This is a genomic window from Kitasatospora sp. NPDC088391 (genome assembly GCF_044753345.1).
GTDB lineage: Bacteria > Actinomycetota > Actinomycetes > Streptomycetales > Streptomycetaceae > Kitasatospora.
The window spans coordinates 199,544-216,388 of record NZ_JBIVNB010000004.1; the positions used below are offsets into that span (position 1 = coordinate 199,544).

General features: G+C 74.7%; 16 protein-coding genes. 4 read left to right on the forward strand and 12 right to left on the reverse strand.

The annotated features are described in order from the left end of the window. The first annotated feature begins 34 nt into the window (after positions 1–34). Positions 35–637 carry a DUF2867 domain-containing protein gene (locus ACIQBJ_RS13955; protein ID WP_400708519.1) on the forward strand — a complete coding sequence of 201 codons (603 nt, stop codon included), beginning with the start codon at positions 35–37 and terminating at the stop codon, positions 635–637. A 20-nt stretch (positions 638–657) separates the two neighbouring features. Here the strand turns inward: ACIQBJ_RS13955 and ACIQBJ_RS13960 are convergent, their stop codons facing one another. Next, positions 658–1,422 carry a metallophosphoesterase family protein gene (locus tag ACIQBJ_RS13960; protein WP_400708521.1) on the reverse strand — a complete coding sequence of 255 codons (765 nt, stop codon included), beginning with the start codon at positions 1,420–1,422 and terminating at the stop codon, positions 658–660. Positions 1,423–1,574: 152 nt separating this feature from the next. Further along, on the reverse strand, positions 1,575–2,258 hold the full coding sequence (locus ACIQBJ_RS13965) for a maleylpyruvate isomerase N-terminal domain-containing protein (RefSeq protein ID WP_400708523.1): 684 nt from the start codon (positions 2,256–2,258) through the stop codon (positions 1,575–1,577). A gap of 187 nt (positions 2,259–2,445) precedes the next feature. On the opposite strand from ACIQBJ_RS13965, the gene ACIQBJ_RS13970 reads away from it, so the two are divergent. Then, positions 2,446–2,868 (forward strand): GNAT family N-acetyltransferase, encoded by a 423-nt coding sequence (locus ACIQBJ_RS13970; RefSeq protein ID WP_400708525.1) that lies wholly within the window; start codon positions 2,446–2,448, stop codon positions 2,866–2,868. 39 nt (positions 2,869–2,907) lie between these two features. Here the strand turns inward: ACIQBJ_RS13970 and ACIQBJ_RS13975 are convergent, their stop codons facing one another. The 7 genes from ACIQBJ_RS13975 to ACIQBJ_RS14005 all read right to left on the reverse strand — a co-directional run bounded on the left by ACIQBJ_RS13975 (position 2,908) and on the right by ACIQBJ_RS14005 (position 12,732). Further along, positions 2,908–5,244 carry an arylsulfatase gene (locus tag ACIQBJ_RS13975; RefSeq protein WP_400708526.1) on the reverse strand — a complete coding sequence of 779 codons (2,337 nt, stop codon included), beginning with the start codon at positions 5,242–5,244 and terminating at the stop codon, positions 2,908–2,910. Then, positions 5,241–6,878: a dipeptide ABC transporter ATP-binding protein gene (locus ACIQBJ_RS13980; protein WP_400708528.1), complete on the reverse strand. Its 1,638-nt coding sequence runs from the start codon at positions 6,876–6,878 to the stop codon at positions 5,241–5,243. Before ACIQBJ_RS13980 ends, ACIQBJ_RS13975 begins: the two co-directional genes overlap by 4 nt. Before the next feature lie 46 nt (positions 6,879–6,924). Beyond that, positions 6,925–7,770 carry an ABC transporter permease gene (locus tag ACIQBJ_RS13985; RefSeq protein WP_400708530.1) on the reverse strand — a complete coding sequence of 282 codons (846 nt, stop codon included), beginning with the start codon at positions 7,768–7,770 and terminating at the stop codon, positions 6,925–6,927. Positions 7,771–7,777: 7 nt separating this feature from the next. Continuing rightward, positions 7,778–8,722 (reverse strand): ABC transporter permease, encoded by a 945-nt coding sequence (locus ACIQBJ_RS13990; protein ID WP_400708532.1) that lies wholly within the window; start codon positions 8,720–8,722, stop codon positions 7,778–7,780. A gap of 3 nt (positions 8,723–8,725) precedes the next feature. Then, positions 8,726–10,354, reverse strand: a complete 1,629-nt coding sequence (locus ACIQBJ_RS13995) for an ABC transporter substrate-binding protein (protein WP_400708534.1) — start codon at positions 10,352–10,354, stop codon at positions 8,726–8,728. Between the two features lie 63 nt (positions 10,355–10,417). Then, positions 10,418–11,668 carry an ROK family protein gene (locus ACIQBJ_RS14000; protein ID WP_400708536.1) on the reverse strand — a complete coding sequence of 417 codons (1,251 nt, stop codon included), beginning with the start codon at positions 11,666–11,668 and terminating at the stop codon, positions 10,418–10,420. Between the two features lie 65 nt (positions 11,669–11,733). Then, positions 11,734–12,732 carry a TauD/TfdA dioxygenase family protein gene (locus ACIQBJ_RS14005; RefSeq protein ID WP_400708538.1) on the reverse strand — a complete coding sequence of 333 codons (999 nt, stop codon included), beginning with the start codon at positions 12,730–12,732 and terminating at the stop codon, positions 11,734–11,736. 673 nt (positions 12,733–13,405) lie between these two features. Here ACIQBJ_RS14005 and ACIQBJ_RS14010 point away from each other — a divergent pair. Beyond that, positions 13,406–14,191, forward strand: coding sequence for a GNAT family N-acetyltransferase (locus ACIQBJ_RS14010; protein WP_400708540.1), 786 nt, complete (start codon positions 13,406–13,408; stop codon positions 14,189–14,191). Positions 14,192–14,259: 68 nt separating this feature from the next. Here the strand turns inward: ACIQBJ_RS14010 and ACIQBJ_RS14015 are convergent, their stop codons facing one another. The 3 genes from ACIQBJ_RS14015 to ACIQBJ_RS14025 form a co-directional block, all read right to left on the reverse strand. Then, entirely contained in the window at positions 14,260–14,469 is a 210-nt protein-coding gene (locus ACIQBJ_RS14015) for a hypothetical protein (protein ID WP_400708542.1), read from the reverse strand. Positions 14,470–14,633: 164 nt separating this feature from the next. Then, the gene (locus tag ACIQBJ_RS14020; RefSeq protein WP_400708544.1) at positions 14,634–15,383 is read right to left on the reverse strand and encodes a dienelactone hydrolase family protein; all 750 of its coding nucleotides are present in this window, start codon (positions 15,381–15,383) and stop codon (positions 14,634–14,636) included. Positions 15,384–15,504: 121 nt separating this feature from the next. Then, positions 15,505–16,083 (reverse strand): dihydrofolate reductase family protein, encoded by a 579-nt coding sequence (locus ACIQBJ_RS14025; RefSeq protein WP_400708546.1) that lies wholly within the window; start codon positions 16,081–16,083, stop codon positions 15,505–15,507. Positions 16,084–16,183: 100 nt separating this feature from the next. Here ACIQBJ_RS14025 and ACIQBJ_RS14030 point away from each other — a divergent pair, with 100 nt between their 5' ends. Further along, positions 16,184–16,774 carry a TetR/AcrR family transcriptional regulator gene (locus tag ACIQBJ_RS14030; protein ID WP_400708548.1) on the forward strand — a complete coding sequence of 197 codons (591 nt, stop codon included), beginning with the start codon at positions 16,184–16,186 and terminating at the stop codon, positions 16,772–16,774. Positions 16,775–16,845: the final 71 nt, after the last annotated feature.

Consider the following 16,845-nt stretch of genomic DNA (forward strand, 5'->3'; position numbering starts at 1 on the left):
CAAATATTCGGTGCCGTACAAAAGGGAGCGGGCCATGGCGCGACTCAGCACTGCCGCCTTCACCGGGCAACCGTGGCGGGTCCACGCGATCGCCGGGGACTTCGCGGTCGAGGACGTGTGGTCCTTCCGCACGCCGGGGGCGGGGCCGGACGACTTCCCGGTGATGGTCGAGGCCCTCCGGACGGCCGGCGGCATCGACAACCAGCCCGCGGTGGCCCGCTTCCTGTTCGCGGTGCGCCGGCGGCTCGGCGCCCTGCTGGGCTGGGACGACCCGGCCCAGGGCGCCGGCACGCGGGTCGCCTCGCTCCGCGACCGGCTGCCCGCCGACCTCCGCGACGCCCCGCGCGGCACGGACGACGACTCCCTCCCGCTCAAGGCCGTCTACGAGCTCCACGACGAGTCCGCCCGCGAGCTGGCCAACCGCACGGTCCACACCGTGATGCACCTGGGCTGGGTCCGCGGCGCCGACGGCGACCACGAACTGCGGATGGCCGTCCTGGTCAAACCCAACGGCCGCCTCGGCCGCCTCTACATGGCCCTGATCGCCCCCTTCCGCCACCTCGTCATCTACCCCTCCCTCACCCGGCGCTGGGAAAGCGCCTGGCGCGACCGCCCCACCCCGCCCAGCGCGCCCTGACCCCCTCGCCCCTCCCGGCCTCAGCGGGGCGGGGCGGTGCGGCCGTCGCGCGGGGCGAAGGCTTCGTGGGCCTCGGTGTCGGTGGAGCGGGCGTACAGGTAGTGGTCGGCCCAGGCGGCGGCGTCGGGGTAGGCGGAGTCGCGGCTGACGGCGGCGGTGGCGGCGGCCGGGTCGAAGGCGGTCACCCGCAGGTCGGTGCCGGGGCCGAGGAGGGCCCAGTGGGCGCCCGGGCGGCCGTAGGGCATGCCGACGCTGCCCGGGTTGGCCACGAGGCGGCCGTGGGCGAGGCGGACGAAGGGCATGTGGGTGTGGCCGCAGACCACCGTGCGGACCTCGGGGGCGAGGCCGGTGAAGACCTCGCGCCAGCGGTCGGGGCGCGAGTCGACCAGGACCACCTCCTCGTCGTCGCGCGGGGTGGCGTGGCAGAACAGCACCGCCCCGAGGCCGCGCACCGGCAGCGTGACCGACCGGGGGAGCCGGGCCAGCAGGTCGAGCAGGTCCGGGCGCAACTGCTCGGCGGCCCACGGGACGACCGGGTCGGGGGACGGTCCGGACCCGCCGCGGCGGTGCTCGACCAGCTCGCGGTCGGCGTTCCCGCCGACCCACACCACCCGCCCGCCGAGGCCGAGCAGCCGGTCGAGGACCTGCACGGGCTGCGGACCGGCGGCGATGTCGCCGGTCAGCACGATCCGGTCGGCGGCGGCCACCTCGGGCTCGGCGAGCACGGCCTCCAGCGCGGGCAGGACGCCGTGGACATCGGACAGGACGGCTACGCGGTTCAACATGCCCACCACTGTGCGCCACGACCGGCCCGGCACCCCGGTTTTTCGCCGACCGCAGACGGCCGAACCGCAGACGGCCGGACCGCAGACGGCCGAACCGCAGGCAGCCGAACCGCAGCCGCCCGGAGCCCCGGCGGGGCGCGGCCCCGCCGGAGTCAGCCCAGGGCCAGCCGGTTGACGCCGAGTCGGGCCAGCCGCGCGGACTCGTCGGGGGCCAGCGGGGCCCGGCCGGTGCCGCGCCGCAGGAAGTCGGCCCGGCTCCAGCCCAGTTCGGCCGCGGCGCCCCGCGCCCCGGGCCCGGCCAGCAGGTGCAGCACCGCGTCGCCGGCGGGTGCGGTCAGCCAGGGCTCGCGGTCGAGGGCGTCGGCCAGGTCGAGCCCGTGCACGGCGAGTTCGACGATCCGGGTCAGCAGGAAGTCGGCGAGCAGCATCGCGTCGCCGTGCCGGGTCCGCACCACCCGCCGCGCCGGTTCGTCCCGGCAGCGGGCGGCCACGGTCCGCCAGGTGCGGGTGAAGTCGGCGAGCAGCGCGGGCCCCGACGGGTGGTGCGCGGCGCGGTCCCGGCCGAGGCCGATCCGGGCGGCGTCGGTCGCGGCGTCGAACCGGTGGTCCGGCCGGTAGTACCCGGTGGCCGAGACCTCCGGGACGGGCGGGGCCGGGGCGTCGACCATGCCGGGCACCCAGTCCAGCACCACGCAGAGGTGCCCCAGCAACTCGCGCACGGGCCACGGCTCGCACCGCGTCGGCCGGTCCCAGCCGCCCTCGGGCAGCCCGTCGAGGGCCCGGCCGAGCGCCTCGGACTCCGCTGCGAACACCGTCGACACCTCGGCCAGATCCATGATCGGCATGCTACCGGCCGGTCCACGGGCCGCCGACCGCACGCCAGTTCGCCGGACTCCCCGGCACCGCCGCCGGGAAGGCTCCGGAGCATGACGGGCAGCTGCGCCGCCTCGGGATGATCGACGGCGGGCAGCTGAGCCGTAAAGGGTTGGTGGGCGCGGCGTTCGCGCTGGTAGGAAGGGGTGCATGAGCGAGTACGGACTGCGGGCGGCCGGCCCCGACGACATCGACGCGGTGTTGGCGTTCTGGGCGCTGGCCGCCGAGGGCACCAGCATCTCCGACGACCGGGCGGGCGTCGCCCGGCTGCTGGAGCGGGACCGGGGGGCGCTGCTGCTGGCCGAGCGGGACGGCGTGCTGCTCGGCACGGTGATCGCGGGCTGGGACGGCTGGCGCTGCCACCTGTACCGGCTGGCCGTCCACCCGGCGGCCCGCCGCCAGGGCGTCGGCAGCGCGCTGCTGGCCGCCGCGCACGCCAGGTTCGAGGCGCTCGGCGGCCGCCGGGCCGACGCGATGGTGCTGGAGCACAACGACCTCGGCCGGGCCGCCTGGCGCGCGGCGGGCTACGCCCCGGAGGAGCAGTGGCGCCGCTGGACCAGGCCGCTGACCTGACGCACCGTCACCTCCGCCGCCCCGGGTGGCGGCCCGCCCTCACTCGAAGGCCGCCGCCGCCTCCCGCAGCGCCCGGGCCACCGTCTCCGGGTCGTAGGGCGCGGCCGGGCCCGGCCGGTAGGTGACCGAACGCAGGCCGCCGGTGTAGCGGAAGGTCCGGTGCCGCTCCCACAGCGGCCAGGACACCGGGGACTTGCGGTCCACGCCGACGCTGATGCCCTGGAACGGGGCCATCCCGATCAGCTGGTGCACCGGCCCGAGCGCGCCCGTCACCGCACCGTCCACCCGCACCTCGAACCGCCACCTCAGGTCGGCCACCGCCGTCGCCTCCAGCGCCACCAGGTGCGCCCCGGGCGGGAGTTCGCCCGCGTCGGTCTCGAACAGCTCGCCGTACTGGTTGTACGCCAGGCGCAGCCGGCCGTCCTCCACGTACAGGCTGTAGCCGCCGCCCTGGTCGCCGTGCGAGACCAGCACGCCCTGGTCGTCGACGCCGTGGCGGTCGAGCGCGACCTCCGCCGTGAACGAGCGGAACGCGATCAGCCGGGAGGAGCGGTAGCGCTCCAGCTCGGGGGTGCCGGCCAGCAGGGTCACCGGGCGGCGCAGCGCCTCCTCCGCCGGTCCGCGCAGCACGAAGCCGCCGGAGGCGTCGGCGAGCGGGAAGACCCCGTTGCGCCAGGCCGCGTCCTCCCAGGCCCGCGCCAACTCCTTCACCAGCTCCGGGTGTTCGGCGGACCGGTCGTGGATCTCGGTCGGGTCGGCGCGCAGGTCGTACAGCGCCCATTCGCCGTCGTCGTACGGCGCGCCGGGGCGGTGCAGGGTGACCAGCTTCCAGCCGTCCCGGTAGTACGAGCGGTTGCCGGTCATCTCGCAGTACTGCTCGCGGTGGGTGGACGGCGCGCCGCCGTCCCGCAGCACCGACGCGAACGACACCCCGTCCAACTCCTGCACCGGTGCCCCGCCGCGCTCCACCGGCCTTTCCACGCCCACGAGTTCGAGCAGCGTCGGCAGCAGGTCGGTGACGTACTGGTACTGGCCGCGCACCCCGTCGTCGCCCGCCGCGCGCGGCAGCCCGGCCGGCCAGGACAGCACGAACGGGACGCGCACCCCGCCCGCGTACGTCTGGCCCTTGTACAGCCGGAACGGCGTGTTGGAGGCCATGCCCCAGCCGCGCGGGTAGTGCACCAGCGACTGCGGCCCGCCGATCAGGTCGATCTCCCGCTGCACGTCCGGGTTCCAGTCGGCGGGCAGGTTCGGGTGGTGGACGAAGCGGCTGAAGTAGCTGCGGGTGCCCTCCGCGCCGCCCTCGCCGGTGCCGCCGTTGTCGGAGGTGAACACCACGACGGTGTTGTCGAGTTCGCCGAGCTGCTCCAGGACATCGGTGAGCCGGCCCAGGTTCCGGTCGACGTTGTCGACCATCGCGGCGTACACCTCCATGTAGCGGGCGTACAACTTCCGCTTCACCTCGTCGAGTTCGTCCCAGGCCCCGACCTCGTACCCGGCCTCGCCGTTGCGCTCCGGCAGTCCGGTGCCGGGCGGGAAGTGCCCGGCCGCCAGTTGTCGGGCGAAGCGCTCGGCCCGCAGCTCGTCCCAGCCGCCGTCGTAGCGGCCCCGGTGCCGGGCCAGGTCCTCCGGCTTGGCCTGCAGCGGGCCGTGCACCGCGTTGTGCGCCAGGTAGAGGAAGAACGGCTTGTCGGCGTCGTGCGCCCGCAGCGACTTCACCATGCCGATCGCCCGGTCGGTGATGTCGTCGGTGTAGTAGTAGCCGTCCGGGAACTCGTCGATGTCCAACGGCGAGTTGTCGCACACCAGCTGGTGCGGGTGGAACAGGCTGGTCAGGCCCTCCAGCACCCCGTAGTACTGGTCGAAGCCCTTCTGCAGCGGCCAGTTGGCCCGGTCGTCGGCCGCCGAGGAGGCCGAGTCCCGGGTCAGGTGCCACTTGCCGACCGCGTACGTCGCGTACCCGGCGTCGTGCAGGGTCTGCGCCAGCGTCGGGACGTCGTCCGCGATCGCCATGCCGTAGCCGGGGAAGCCCGGGTCGGCGTTGGCCACGAACGAGTACCCCACCCGGTGCGGGTTCAGCCCCGTCAGCAGGGCCGCCCGGGCCGGTGAACACAGCGGCATGGTGTGGTAGTTGGCCAGCTTCACGCCCCGCTCGGCCAAGCCGTCCAGGGTCGGCGTCGGCACCTCCGAGCCGAACGGCCCGATGTCGCTGTAGCCCAGGTCGTCGACCAGCACCACCACCACGTTCGGCGCGCCCGCGCGCGGCCGCACCCGGTCCGGCCAGGACGGCACCGACTCGCCGAACGTCCGCCCCACCCGCCCGGGGAAGCCCTGGTACGGGTCGCGGCGGTGGCCCGCCGCCTCGGTCTCGCTCATGCCCGGCTCCTGGAGGTCGTGGTGGGAAGGGACGGGACGGCCGCCAACAGCTCCGCCGTGTAAGGGTGTTCGGGGGCGGTGACGACCCGGTCGGCCGGGCCGCTCTCGACGATCCGGCCCTGGTGCAGCACCGCGATCCGGTGGCTGACCTGCCGGACCACCGCCAGGTCGTGCGCGATGAACAGCACCGCCAGGCCCAACTCCCGCTGCAGGCGCGCCAGCAGGTCGATCACCTGGGCCTGGATCGACACGTCCAGCGCCGACACCGGCTCGTCGCAGACCAGCACCCGGGGCTGCGGCGCCAGCGCCCGGGCGATGCCGATCCGCTGCCGCTGGCCGCCGGAGAACTCGCGCGGCGAACGGTCCGCCGCCGACGCCTCCAGGCCCACCTGCTCCAGCAGTTCGGCCACCCGGGCCCGCCGCTGCTCCCGGTCGCCGATCCGGTGCGCGATCAGCGGCTCGGCGACGATCCGGCCCACCGTCAGCCGCGGGTTCAGCGAGGCGTACGGGTCCTGGAAGACCATCTGGATCTCCCGCCGGGCCCGGCCGCCGAGCAGCGGCTCCCCGTCGAAGACGACGCTGCCCGCGCTCGGCGCGTGCGCGCCCACCAGGGCCCGGGCCAGCGTCGACTTGCCCGAACCGGACTCGCCCACCAGGCCCAGCGTCTCGCCCGGGTGCAGCTCCAGGTCGACCGACTCCAGCGCCGTCGTGCGGCGCCGGCGCGGGCCGTACTCCTTCGCCAACCCCTTTACCACCAGCAGCGGTTCGGTGCCCGGGGTGCTGTTGGCGGCGGACCGGGACGGGGCGTCCAGCCGGGGGACGGCGGTCAGCAGGGACTTCGTGTAGCTGTGCTGAGGATCCGTCAGGAGCCGTTCGGTCGGCCCCTGTTCGACCACCTCGCCGTCGCGCATCACCAGCAGCCGGGAGCAGGTCTCCGCGATCACGCCCAGGTCGTGGCTGATCACCACCAGCGCGGTGCCGCGCTCCCGGTTGATCCGGGCCAGCAGCCGCAGGATCTGCCGCTGCACGGTCGGGTCCAGCGCGGTGGTCGGCTCGTCCGCGACCAGCACCTGCGCGTCGTGCGCCAGCGCCAGCGCGATCATGATCCGTTGGCGCTGGCCGCCGGAGAACCGGTGCGGGAAGTCGCCCAGTCGGGACGCCGCCTTCGGCACCCCCACCAGCTCCAGCAACTCCGCCGCCCGCGCGGCCCGTTCGGCCCTCGGCCGGCGCCCGCCGTGCGCCCGCAGCGCCTCGTCCAGCTGGCGGCCCACCGAGAGCACCGGGTTCAGCGAGGACATCGGATCCTGGAAGATCATCGCGATCCGCTTGCCGCGCACCGCCCGCAGCGCCTCCTCGGGCAGCCCCGCGAGGTCCCGGCCGTCCAGCTCCACCGACCCGCCGGTGATCCGGCCCCCGGCCGGCAGCATCCGCAGCAGCGCCAGCGCGGTCGTCGACTTCCCCGACCCGGACTCGCCGACGATCCCCAGGCTCTCCCCGGCCCCCAGCGCGAAGTCCACCCCGCGCACCACCGTCCGCTCCCCGAACGCCGCGTGCAGGCCGCGCACCCGCAGCAGCGCGGCGGTGGCGGAGGCCGGCCGGCCGTCCAGCGGAGGACGGGTGATCAGTTCGGTCATCGGGCTGCCCTCCAGAGCGGGCCGGGGTTCGGACGGGTCGGGGCGTTCACGAGCGCACGCCCCGGTTCAGGGCCTCGGCCAGCAGGGTGAAGCCCAGGACGAGGGCGGTGGTGACGGCCAGCGGGGCGGCGGCCAGCACCGGACGGGTGTCCAGGTAGGCGACCGAGCCGCTGATCAGGCTGCCCAGGGTGGGGTCCGGCGGGCGGACGCCCAGGCCGAGGAAGCTCAGCGCGCCCTCGATGAAGACGCCGACCGACAGCGCGACCGCGGCCTGCACGACCAGCGGGTCGACCGCGTTCGGCAGCACGTGCCGCAGCAGCACCCGGGCCCGGCCCGCGCCGCCGATCCGGGCGGCCAGCGCGTACTCGCGCTCCCGCTGGACCAGCACGCCGGCCCGCAACTGCCGCCCGAAGTACGGGATCTCGGCCAGCGCGACGATGATCACCACCGGCCAGCGGCCCGGGCCGAGGATCGCGGTCACCGCCAGGCCGAGGATCAGCCCGGGGAAGGACAGCACCAGGTCGAACAGCCGCTGCACCACCAGGTCGGCGGCCCGCGAGGTGCCCGCCAGCAGCGCCAGCGCCGCGCCGATCAGGGCGCCCGCCGGAACGGCGGTCAGGATGATCGACAGGTCGGTGAGGATGCCGTGCAGGATCCGGCTGAGCAGGTCCCGCCCGAGGTCGTCGGTGCCCAGCGGGTGGTCGCCGCCCGGCCCGGCCAGCGCCTGCGCGCCCTGCGCGTTCGGGTCGGCGTCGGTCAGCCAGGGGGCCAGCAGCCCCGCCAGCGTGACCGCCCCGACCAGCACCAGGCCGGTCACGCCCCGCCAGGAGCGCAGCCCGGCGGTGTAGCGGCCGCCCCGACGGGCCGCCGCGGGAAGGGGGATCGTGGTCATCGTCGCATCACTCCCACCGCACGCGCGGGTCGAGCCAGGAGTACAACAGGTCGGTGAGCAGCTGCACGGCCACGTACCCGGCGACCACCAGCAGCAGCAGGTCCTGCACCACCGGGTAGTCGCGGCGCGCCACGCCCTGCTCGATCAGCTGGCCGAGGCCCGGCCAGGCGAAGATCCGCTCCACCACCACGGCGCCCGCGATCAGCTGTCCGATCTGCAGGCCGAGCACGGTCACCGCGGACGGCAGCGCGTTCGGCAGCGCGTGCCGCCACAGGATCCGACGCCGCGGCACCCCGAGCGCCGTCGCGGTGCGCACGTAGTCCTCGGCGAGCGCCCGCTCCAGGCCGTCCTGGAGGTAGCGGGCCAGGATCGCCGCGCTCGGCAGCGCCAGGCAGAGCGCCGGCAGCGCCAGGTACTGCACCGCGAGGTCCGGCGCGTCGAACAGCGAGGCGTGCCCGCCGGCCGGCAGCAGGCCCAGGCCCACCGCGAACACCAGCACCAGCACCACGCCGGTCACGAACGGCGGCACCGCCAGCGCCCCGGTGGTCAGCGCCCGCAGCGCCCCGGTCAGCGCCCGCCGCCGCCCCGCCACCGCGTACAGCGCGGTCGGCACGGCCAGCGCCACCACCAGCAGCAGCGCGGCCAGGGTGAGCTGGACGGTCGCGGCCAGGCCGTCCGCGATCAGGGCGGAGACCTGCCCGCCGATCGCGTAGCTCGGCCCGAGGTCGCCGGTCAGCACCTGGCCCAGCCAGTGCAGGTACTGCGCGGCCGGCGGCGCGTCCAGCCCCAGCCGCTGCCGGATCGCCGCGACGGCGGCAGGCGAGGCGTCCGGCCCGGCCAGCGTGGTCGCCGGGTCGCCCGGGATCAGCCGCAGCATCAGGAACACCGCGAACGAGGCGGCCAGCAGCACCGCCAGCCCGCTCGGCAGCCGTTTGAACAGGAAGGTCCGCACGGCTCAGCCCGCCAGGTAGGCGTCGTCGAGGACCAGGTACGAGTACTTGTTCAGGGTCGCCCCGCGCACCTGCGCGCCCGCGACCTCCACCAGCCCGGCGATCGCCAGGTCGATGATGAACTGCTCCTCCAGCAGGATGTCGGTCACCTGCTGGTACAGCGCCTTCGCCTCCGGGCTGTCCGCGTCCGAGCGGTTCCAGGCCTTCTGCACCGCCTCGGTGTACGCGGGCGAGGAGAACTTCGAGGTGTTCTTCGCCTCGTTGAACGGGTACGCGCTGACCGCCAGTGTCGCCGGGTGCGCCTGCGAGAAGCTGTGGCTGAGCGTCCACAGCGCCGGCATGGTCTGCGAGATCAGCTGCTTCTGCATGGTCGGCGAGTCCACCGGCTGCAGCTGCACCTCGATGCCGACCTGCTTCAGGTCGTACTGCAGGATCTGCGCGACCGCCGTCGACCCGGCGTCCGACTGGTGCGCCAGCGGCAGCGACAGCGAGGTCACGCCCGCCTCCTTCAGCAGCGCCCGGGCCTTCTCCGGGTCGTGGCGGTACCGGACGGCGTCCTGCTCCCGGTACGCCGGGGAGGACTTCGGCCACGGCACCGAGGAGACCGTCGCGTACCCGCCGAGCGCCTGCTGCACCAGCCGGTCCCGGTCGATCGCCCAGGCGATCGCCTGCCGCACCCGCTTGTCCTGCACCTCCGGGACGGACAGGTTCGCGCCGATGTAGTACGCGCCCGCGCCGGTGTCGTACTGGGTGATCCGGAACCGCTTGTCGTCCTTCAGCGTCGCCACGTCCTTGCCGCGCACCGCGTACGACAGGTGCACCTGGCCGGTCTTCACCGACGACAGCAGCGTCTCGGCCTGCGGGATCACCTTGATCTCCACGCCGTCCAGGTACGGCCGGCCCGGGTTCCAGTACTTCTCGTTGCGGGCGAAGCTCAGCGAGGAGCCCGGCTTGCGGTCGGTGAAGGTGAACGGGCCGGTGCCGATCAGCTTCGTGCCCGCGACGGCGTCCTCGACGCTCGCCGAATCCGGGATGATCATGAACTCGAAGAGGTCGAACAGGTTGGACACCTGGTGCGCCAGCACCAGCGTCAGCTCGAAGTCGCCGTTCTTCCGGAAGTCCGTCACGGTCAGCGCCGTCGACCTCAACTGCGCCGAACGCACCGGGTTCTGCAGGTTCTTCACCGCGAACACCACGTCGTCCGCGGTGAACTTCCGCCCGCTGTGGAAGACCACGTCCTCGCGCAGCTTCAACGTCACGCTCAGCCCGTCCGCCGCCACCTCCCAGCTCTTCGCCAGCTCCGGCTGCGGGCGCAGCTGGTCGTCGTAGCGGGTGAGCGTGTTGAAGACCAGGCGCTGGAGCAGCGAGTTGGCGCTCTGCGCGAACAGCAGGGCCGGCGTGAAGTCCACCCCGACACCCACCGTCAGCACCCCGCCCCGGCGCGGCGGGGCCGCGCCGCCCGCCGCCTCCGCTCCCGGCGCGGAGTCCGCCGCCGAACGGCACGCCGACAGCGCCAGCAGACCGACGCCCGCCAGACCGCCGCGCAGCACGGACCGGCGGGAGAGCGCGGAAACGGGGAGCGCGGAAGCGGAGGACGCCGAACGGGGGAGCGGATCGGCGGAGAACAGGGTCATCGTCAACAGTCCTTCGGAAGAAGCGAGTTGCGGGAAGAGAGGAGGAGGGGGAGCAGGGGGAAGTCAGGGGCCGGGCAGGGGCCGGGCGTACAGCTCGCCCAGCACCGGCGCGCACGCCGCCACGGCCAGCGCGTCCGCACCGAAACGCTGCGCCACCAGCAGCGAGGCGTCCTTGTGCAGGTGCGAGCGGAGCGCGAACTCCGCGCGCACCGCGTCCAGGTAGACCGGATCGGCCAGCGCGAAGGTCTCGGTCAGCACCAGCAGGTCCGGATTGACCACGTCGGCGAGCAGCGCCAGCGCACCGCCCACCGTCCGGGCCCGCTGCCGCACCAGCGCGTCCGCCCGGGCGTCGCCCGCGCGCACCGCCGCCAGCAGCAACTGCCGGTCCGGGCGGGCGATCACGCCCTGCGCGGCCGCCGCCTCGAACAGCGTGGTGTCCGAGGCCGCCACCGACAGGCAGCCGCGTCGCCCGCAGTGACATCGGGCCGTGCTGCCCGGCACCGGCAGGTGCCCGCCGTCGCCGGTCACCGACGGCGGGCCCTGGTGCACCGTCCCCGCCACCGCGATCGCCGCGTCCACCACGTGCCCGACGAACAGCTGCACCATCGAGCGCCGGGCCGCCGGGGCGCCGAACAGCACCTCGGCCGCCGCCAGCGCCCGGGCGTGGTTGTCCACCCGCACCGGCAGCCCCGTGGCCTGCTCCAGCAGTCCGCGCAGCGGCATCTCCCGCCACTCCAAAGGGTCATGACGGACCGTCACCCCACGCTCGGCGTCCACCGCGCCGCCCGTCACCGCGCCCAGCCCGACCAGCCGGCGCCCCGCCGCCGTCACCGCCAGCAGGCGCGGCAACCGCGCCAACAGCGGTCGCAGCACCGCGAATCCGCGCCGCCCGCCGTTCGGCAGCTCCTGCCGGAACAGCACCCGGCCGCGCAGGTCCAGCACCGCGAAGGTGCTGTACGGCACCCCGACGTGCAGGCCCGCCACCGCCAGCCGCTCCGCGTCCACCTCCAGCGGCAGCTGCGGACGGCCCCGCACCCCCGGCGCGTTCGACGCCAACTCCGGTCGCTCGGAGACCAGTTCGAGCCGCATCAGGTCCACCACCTGGCGCGAGACGGCGGCCGGGCTGAGCCCGGTCAACCGGGCCACCGTGCTGCGGGCCACCGGCCCGTGGTCCAGCACCGTCCGCAGCACGGTGGACGCGTTCGCCTCCCGCCGGTCGTCCCCGGCCCGCGGCGCGGTGGCGGTACTGCTTGTGGCGGCGCTGCCTGTGGCGATGCTGCCTGTGGCGGCGCCGGTCACGACGGTGCTGGTCACGGCGGTCGAACTCCGCTTCTGCGCAAGGCGATCGGGGGACGGGGCTGCGGAGGGGGTGGGTGGGCTCAGCGGGCCAGCGACTCGGCCTCCAGCTCGGCCGCCGGGACCAGACCGGCCACCCGCGGCGGGTCGGCGGGCTCCAGCAGGCGGCTCGGCCGCCCGTCCACACCCACCGGCAGGTCGCCGTCCAGGGTGATCCGGCGCACCAGGCGCGGCTCGTCGCCGTAGTCGTTCACCGCGTAGTGCTGGGTCGCCCGGTTGTCCCAGATCGCCACGTCGCCGACCTGCCAGTCCCAGCGCACCGTGTTCTCCAGCCGCTCCACGTACCGCTGGAACAGCTCGATCAGCGCCCGGCTGTCCTTGCCGGACACGCCCACGATCTTCTGCGCGAACGACCCCAGCAGCAGGTTCTTCTCACCCGTCACCGGGTGCACCCGCACCAGCGGGTGCTCGGTCTTGAACGCCGTCGACACGAACACCTGCCGGAACAGCTTCGCGATCTCGGCGTTCTCCGCCAGCTCCGGCGCCAGCGCCAGGTTCGCCGCGTAGTCGTAGTCGTTGGTGTGCACCGCCCGCAGGCTCTCCGCGAGCGCCTTCAGCGGCTCCGGCAGGTCCCGGTACGCGGCCGCAGTGTTCGCCCACACCGTGCTGCCGCCCGCCGGCGGCAGCTCCAGCGCCCGCAGGATCGACGCCTTCGGGTACGAGGGCACGAAGGTCACGTCGGTGTGCCAGTTGTTCGCCCGCACGCCCTTGGTGGCGTCCAGCTCGAAGATGTACCGGCCGTCCGCGCTCGGCACCGTCGGGTGGAACACCGGCTGCCCCAACAGCCGTGCGAACGCCTCGTGTTCGGCGTCGTCCAGGTGCTGCTGGCCGCGGAAGAACAGCACCTTGTGCTCGTACAGCGCGGCCTCCAGCGCCGCCACCGTCGCGGTCGGCAGCTCGGCCCCCAGCCTGACGTCGTGCACGATCGCGCCGATCCGCCCCGCCGCCGGGGTCAGCCGCAGCTCGGTGCCGACGGGAGCGGAAACGGGAGCGGGAGCGGAAGTGGGAGTGGAAACGGACATGGTCGAACTCCTCCGGGAGAAAAGGGGGAAGCGGAAACAGGGCGCGCCGAGGCACGGGCGCCGGCGCGCCGACCGGACACGTCGGTCGGGCACGTCGGTCGGAGGTGCCACGGCCGCCGGGCAGCCCGAGGGCGCACCGCGCACTGCCGTGACGGAGAGGGAGCGGGAAAGCGGGGAAGGGCTACGCGCGGCGGCGCCGACAACAGCCCTCGCGGCACACGTCCACCGGGACCGGGCACGACGGACAACACACGACAACGGCGGTACGCATCGGCCCTCCTTCCGGCTCGCTGCGAGTGGGCTCGGCGCTCATCGTGCTCGGGCCGGACGCCCGCTGTCAATCGCCATCTTCCCAGTTGGGAGAGGGTGTTGCGGAGTATTTCGGCCCGTTGCGCAGTAGTGAAGGGGCCACCACGAACCCCCGTCCGCCCTTGTCACCGCCCCGCCGCCCGGCAAAACTCTCGGAGCGGAAACAAGCCGCCCCCTGCCCTGCCCCTCCCCGGTTGCCGTCGGCGCCCCGCTGCCCGGGCGGGTCCGCCCCGCCGCTGCACGCCGTGGCGGCCCGTTCGGTTCCCGCGCGGGTGCACCGGCCGTGTCACTGTCGGGTCCGGGTCCGGCAACGGTGTCCCGAGCGGCGGCGATACGTGTCGGAACGGTCCCTAGGCTGCTCGGCATGAGTCTCTCCGCCACCGAAGTCGCCGCCGCCGGTGACGCCTGGGTCTGGTCGCCGCCCGACGCCGAGGTCGTCAGCACGGACGGGTACACCCTGGTCCGTCTCCCCGACTACTTCGAATTCGACCTCTCCGTGGTCTCGTTCACGCCCGCCGGACCGCTCGGCCCCGCCGTGGACGCCCTGCTGGAGCGGGCCCGCACCTTCGACGTGCCGGTCCTGGACTGGCAGGTGCTGATCGGCGCCCCCGCCGGACTGGCCGCCGAACTCGCCGCCCGCGGCGGCCGGGTCAAGCTCGAACTCGAGGTGCTGGCGGCCGACTTGTCCGACGGCGTGCCCGCGCTGCGCCCGTCCGACCTGGACGTCGCCACGAGCTGGGCGACCGATCCGGCGACGGCCCGCGACGCGCTGGTCCTCCAGCAGTCCGCCTTCGGCGGCGAACTCCCGCCCGCCGACCGCTTCGAGGCCGCCGCCGCCCGCAACCGGGACAGTGTCCCGGCCGGTCGGGGCGGCACCCTGGTGGCCCACCTCGACGGCGTCCCCGTCGGCAGCGCGGGCGTCGAACTCGTCGACGGCGTCGCCCGGTTGACGGGCGGCGTGGTCGCCGAACAGTGGCGGGGCCGCGGCGTCTACCGCGCCCTGATCGGGGCCCGCCTCGCCTACGCGGCCGCCCACGGCGCCCGGATGGCCCTGGTCAAGGCCAACCCCACCACCTCCGGCCCGATCCTGCGCAAGGTCGGCTTCACCCCCTTCGGCCCCGAACCGGTCTACGCCGTCCCGCTCCGCTGACGCCGCCCCGCCGAACCCGCCCCGCCGAACCCGCCCCGCCGACCTTGTCCCGCCCCCGCCTGCTCCGGCTACTGGCCGAGCAGGTGGGCGAAGTCCTTGCCCAGGCCGCCCAGCATCGGGAGCGCGCCGAGGTCCGTGATCGCGCCGACCGGAATGCTGTAGCCCTGGTTCGGGACCGGACCGGCCGGCTCCTCGGCCGCAGCCGCGGCCGAGGCGGGCACCCCGCCCGCGAACAGGGCGGCGGCGGCCAGGGCGAGGGCGGAGAGTGCGGTGCGCATGGCGGGTCCTCCGGGCGTACGGACGGGCGGTGCTGACAGTGCTGACGGAGGCTCAACGCGCCGCGGGCGGTGCCGGTGACGCGGCACCGCCCGTTCGGACGCAAGAAAACTCCCGACGCCCCTCCCGGGCACCCCGGAACGCCTCCGGGCGACCGGTCGCGCCGTCAGGAGGGCAGTTCCCCCAGCGCGGACAGGATGCGGGACCAGGCGTCCGCGCTCTCCGCCGCCCGGAACGTCCCGGGGCGGTCCGCGCACAGGAAGCCGTGCGGTACCTCCGGGTACGTCACCAGTTCGTGGCGGACGCCCGCCCCGGCCAGGCGCTCGCCGATCCGCGCCCACTGCTCCGGCGGCACCACGTGGTCGGCCGCGCCGACCAGGCCGAGCACCGAGGGGTCGTACGCGGCGAGTGCGGCCGCGCCCTCCGCGCCGAGCGGCGGGGCGGAGGCCGCCAGCGGCGTCGGGTCCTCCAGCGCCCAGCCCGGGTAGCAGGCGGCGATCAGGTCCAGCGGGAGGCGGGCGCCCGCGAGCAGGCCGAGGTGGCCGCCGACCGAGAAGCCGACGAACGCCCGGCCCGGGCCCGCGCCCGCCCGCTCGCCCGCGGCGAGCGCCGCGGCCGTGTCGGCGACGACCTGATCGGCCGTCACCGTCCCCAGCAGCCGGAACCCGTCCACCCGGCCGGTGTCGTCGTACGGCAGCTCGACCCGTTCGGCCTGCCGCCCGTAGAAGTCGGGGGCGAGGGCCGCGTACCCGGCCCCGGCCAGCCGTGCGCAGACCCCGCGCACCCAGGCCGTCACCCCGAACAGCTCCATGCCGACCACCACGGTCGCCCGCGGCCGCTCCGGCACGACCGCGTACACCTCCGGCCCGCCCGCCACCGGCCGCACCCAACGGCCTTCCGGCGCCTGCCCGTTCATCCCGTTCCCCCGTCCCCCGCGTCCCCGCCCAGGCTACTCCCGGGGCGCGGGCGGACGGGTGGGGCCGGTCGGGCGCCGGGCGGGCGCCGGTCGGGCGGCGGGGGCGCGGCCCGGGTGGCCGTTACCCGACCGGGCGGTACGTGGTGACGGTGCCGCCGTGGCTGAACGTCAGCGTCTCCACCGGCGCGAACGGGCGCGGACGGAATCCGCCGGCGAAGGCCGGGACACCGCCGCCCGCCACCACCGGGTAGCGCTTGAGGACCAGTTCGTCGATCTCCGGCAGCAGCGCACCGGCCAGCAGGCCGCCGCCGCAGAGCCACAGGTCGCCCTCGCCGGGCTGCTCCTTCAGGCTCCGGACCAGGGCCGCGGGGTCGCTGCGCACCAGTGTCACGGCCGGGTCGTCGATCTCCGGGAGGGAGGAGGACACCACGTACTGCTTCAGGTGCGCGTAGGGGCTGGTGAGACCGGCCTCCAGGCCGGGGCGGTAACTGTTGAGCCCCATCAGCACGGTGTCGAACCGCTTGTTGGGGGTGTCCGCGAGACCGATGGCCGGCCGGATGTGGCTGGGCATGGTCTCGGGGAACTCCGCCCGCAGGTACTCGACCATGTCGGGCGCCTCCGGGTAGAAGTCGAACTCGCCGGACGGGCCGGCGATGAAGCCGTCGATCGAGACGGCGACGTAGTACACGAGCTTGCGCAAGCCGAGAAACCTCTCGTAGGGAATCAGGTGACCACTCGGTGCGTAGTACTCTGAGTGGAGTGGTAGGAACTTAGCACTACGAGTGGAGTGGTGACAACCGATGGCCCGCAGCAATCCGGAACGCCGGGCGGCACTGCTCGACGCCGCGATCGACGTCCTCGCCGAGGAAGGCGCCCGCGGCCTCACCTTCCGCGCCGTCGACCAGCGCGCCGCCGTCCCCGCCGGCACCGCCTCCAACTACTTCGCCAACCGCGACGCCCTGCTCGTCCAGAGCGCCGCCCGCGTCTACGAACGCCTCGAACCCGACGCCGACACCCTCGCCCGCAGCCTGACCGGCCCGCACGACGCCGCCCGGGTCGCCGAACTCATGCACCAACTCGTCGACCGCGTCGCCGACTTCCCCACCGGCTTCCTCGCCCTGCTCGAACTGCGCCTGGCCGCACTGCGCCGCCCCGAACTGCGCACCGTGCTCACCACCCGGATCGCCGCCGACCTCCGCTTCAACGTCGACCACCACCGGGCCTCCGGCCTCCCCGGCGACGCCACCACCGTCCAGCTCCTCTACCTCGCCCTCAACTGGCTCATCCTCGAACGCCTCACCCTCCCCGACCTGTTCGCCCCCCAGCAGCGCACCGCCCTGGTCGACGCCCTGGTCACCCGCCTCCTCGCCGGAGAACTCCACCCGGAGTGAAGGGCGCACCCGGAAGTGACACCCCCTCACTCCGGTGAGAGGCCGTTGTGCAAGTGAAGGGGTGTCACCTC

Coding starts and splice junctions, on each gene's coding strand:
- ACIQBJ_RS13955 (WP_400708519.1), top strand. CDS start 35: ATGGCGCGACTCAGCACTGCCGCCTTCACCGGGCAACCGTGGCGGGTC.
- ACIQBJ_RS13975 (WP_400708526.1), bottom strand. CDS start 5,244: ATGAGCGAGACCGAGGCGGCGGGCCACCGCCGCGACCCGTACCAGGGC.
- ACIQBJ_RS13960 (WP_400708521.1), bottom strand. CDS start 1,422: ATGTTGAACCGCGTAGCCGTCCTGTCCGATGTCCACGGCGTCCTGCCC.
- ACIQBJ_RS14030 (WP_400708548.1), top strand. CDS start 16,184: ATGGCCCGCAGCAATCCGGAACGCCGGGCGGCACTGCTCGACGCCGCG.
- ACIQBJ_RS14015 (WP_400708542.1), bottom strand. CDS start 14,469: ATGCGCACCGCACTCTCCGCCCTCGCCCTGGCCGCCGCCGCCCTGTTC.
- ACIQBJ_RS13980 (WP_400708528.1), bottom strand. CDS start 6,878: ATGACCGAACTGATCACCCGTCCTCCGCTGGACGGCCGGCCGGCCTCC.
- ACIQBJ_RS14020 (WP_400708544.1), bottom strand. CDS start 15,383: ATGAACGGGCAGGCGCCGGAAGGCCGTTGGGTGCGGCCGGTGGCGGGC.
- ACIQBJ_RS13985 (WP_400708530.1), bottom strand. CDS start 7,770: ATGACCACGATCCCCCTTCCCGCGGCGGCCCGTCGGGGCGGCCGCTAC.
- ACIQBJ_RS14005 (WP_400708538.1), bottom strand. CDS start 12,732: ATGTCCGTTTCCACTCCCACTTCCGCTCCCGCTCCCGTTTCCGCTCCC.
- ACIQBJ_RS13995 (WP_400708534.1), bottom strand. CDS start 10,354: ATGACCCTGTTCTCCGCCGATCCGCTCCCCCGTTCGGCGTCCTCCGCT.
- ACIQBJ_RS14010 (WP_400708540.1), top strand. CDS start 13,406: ATGAGTCTCTCCGCCACCGAAGTCGCCGCCGCCGGTGACGCCTGGGTC.
- ACIQBJ_RS13970 (WP_400708525.1), top strand. CDS start 2,446: ATGAGCGAGTACGGACTGCGGGCGGCCGGCCCCGACGACATCGACGCG.
- ACIQBJ_RS13965 (WP_400708523.1), bottom strand. CDS start 2,258: ATGGATCTGGCCGAGGTGTCGACGGTGTTCGCAGCGGAGTCCGAGGCG.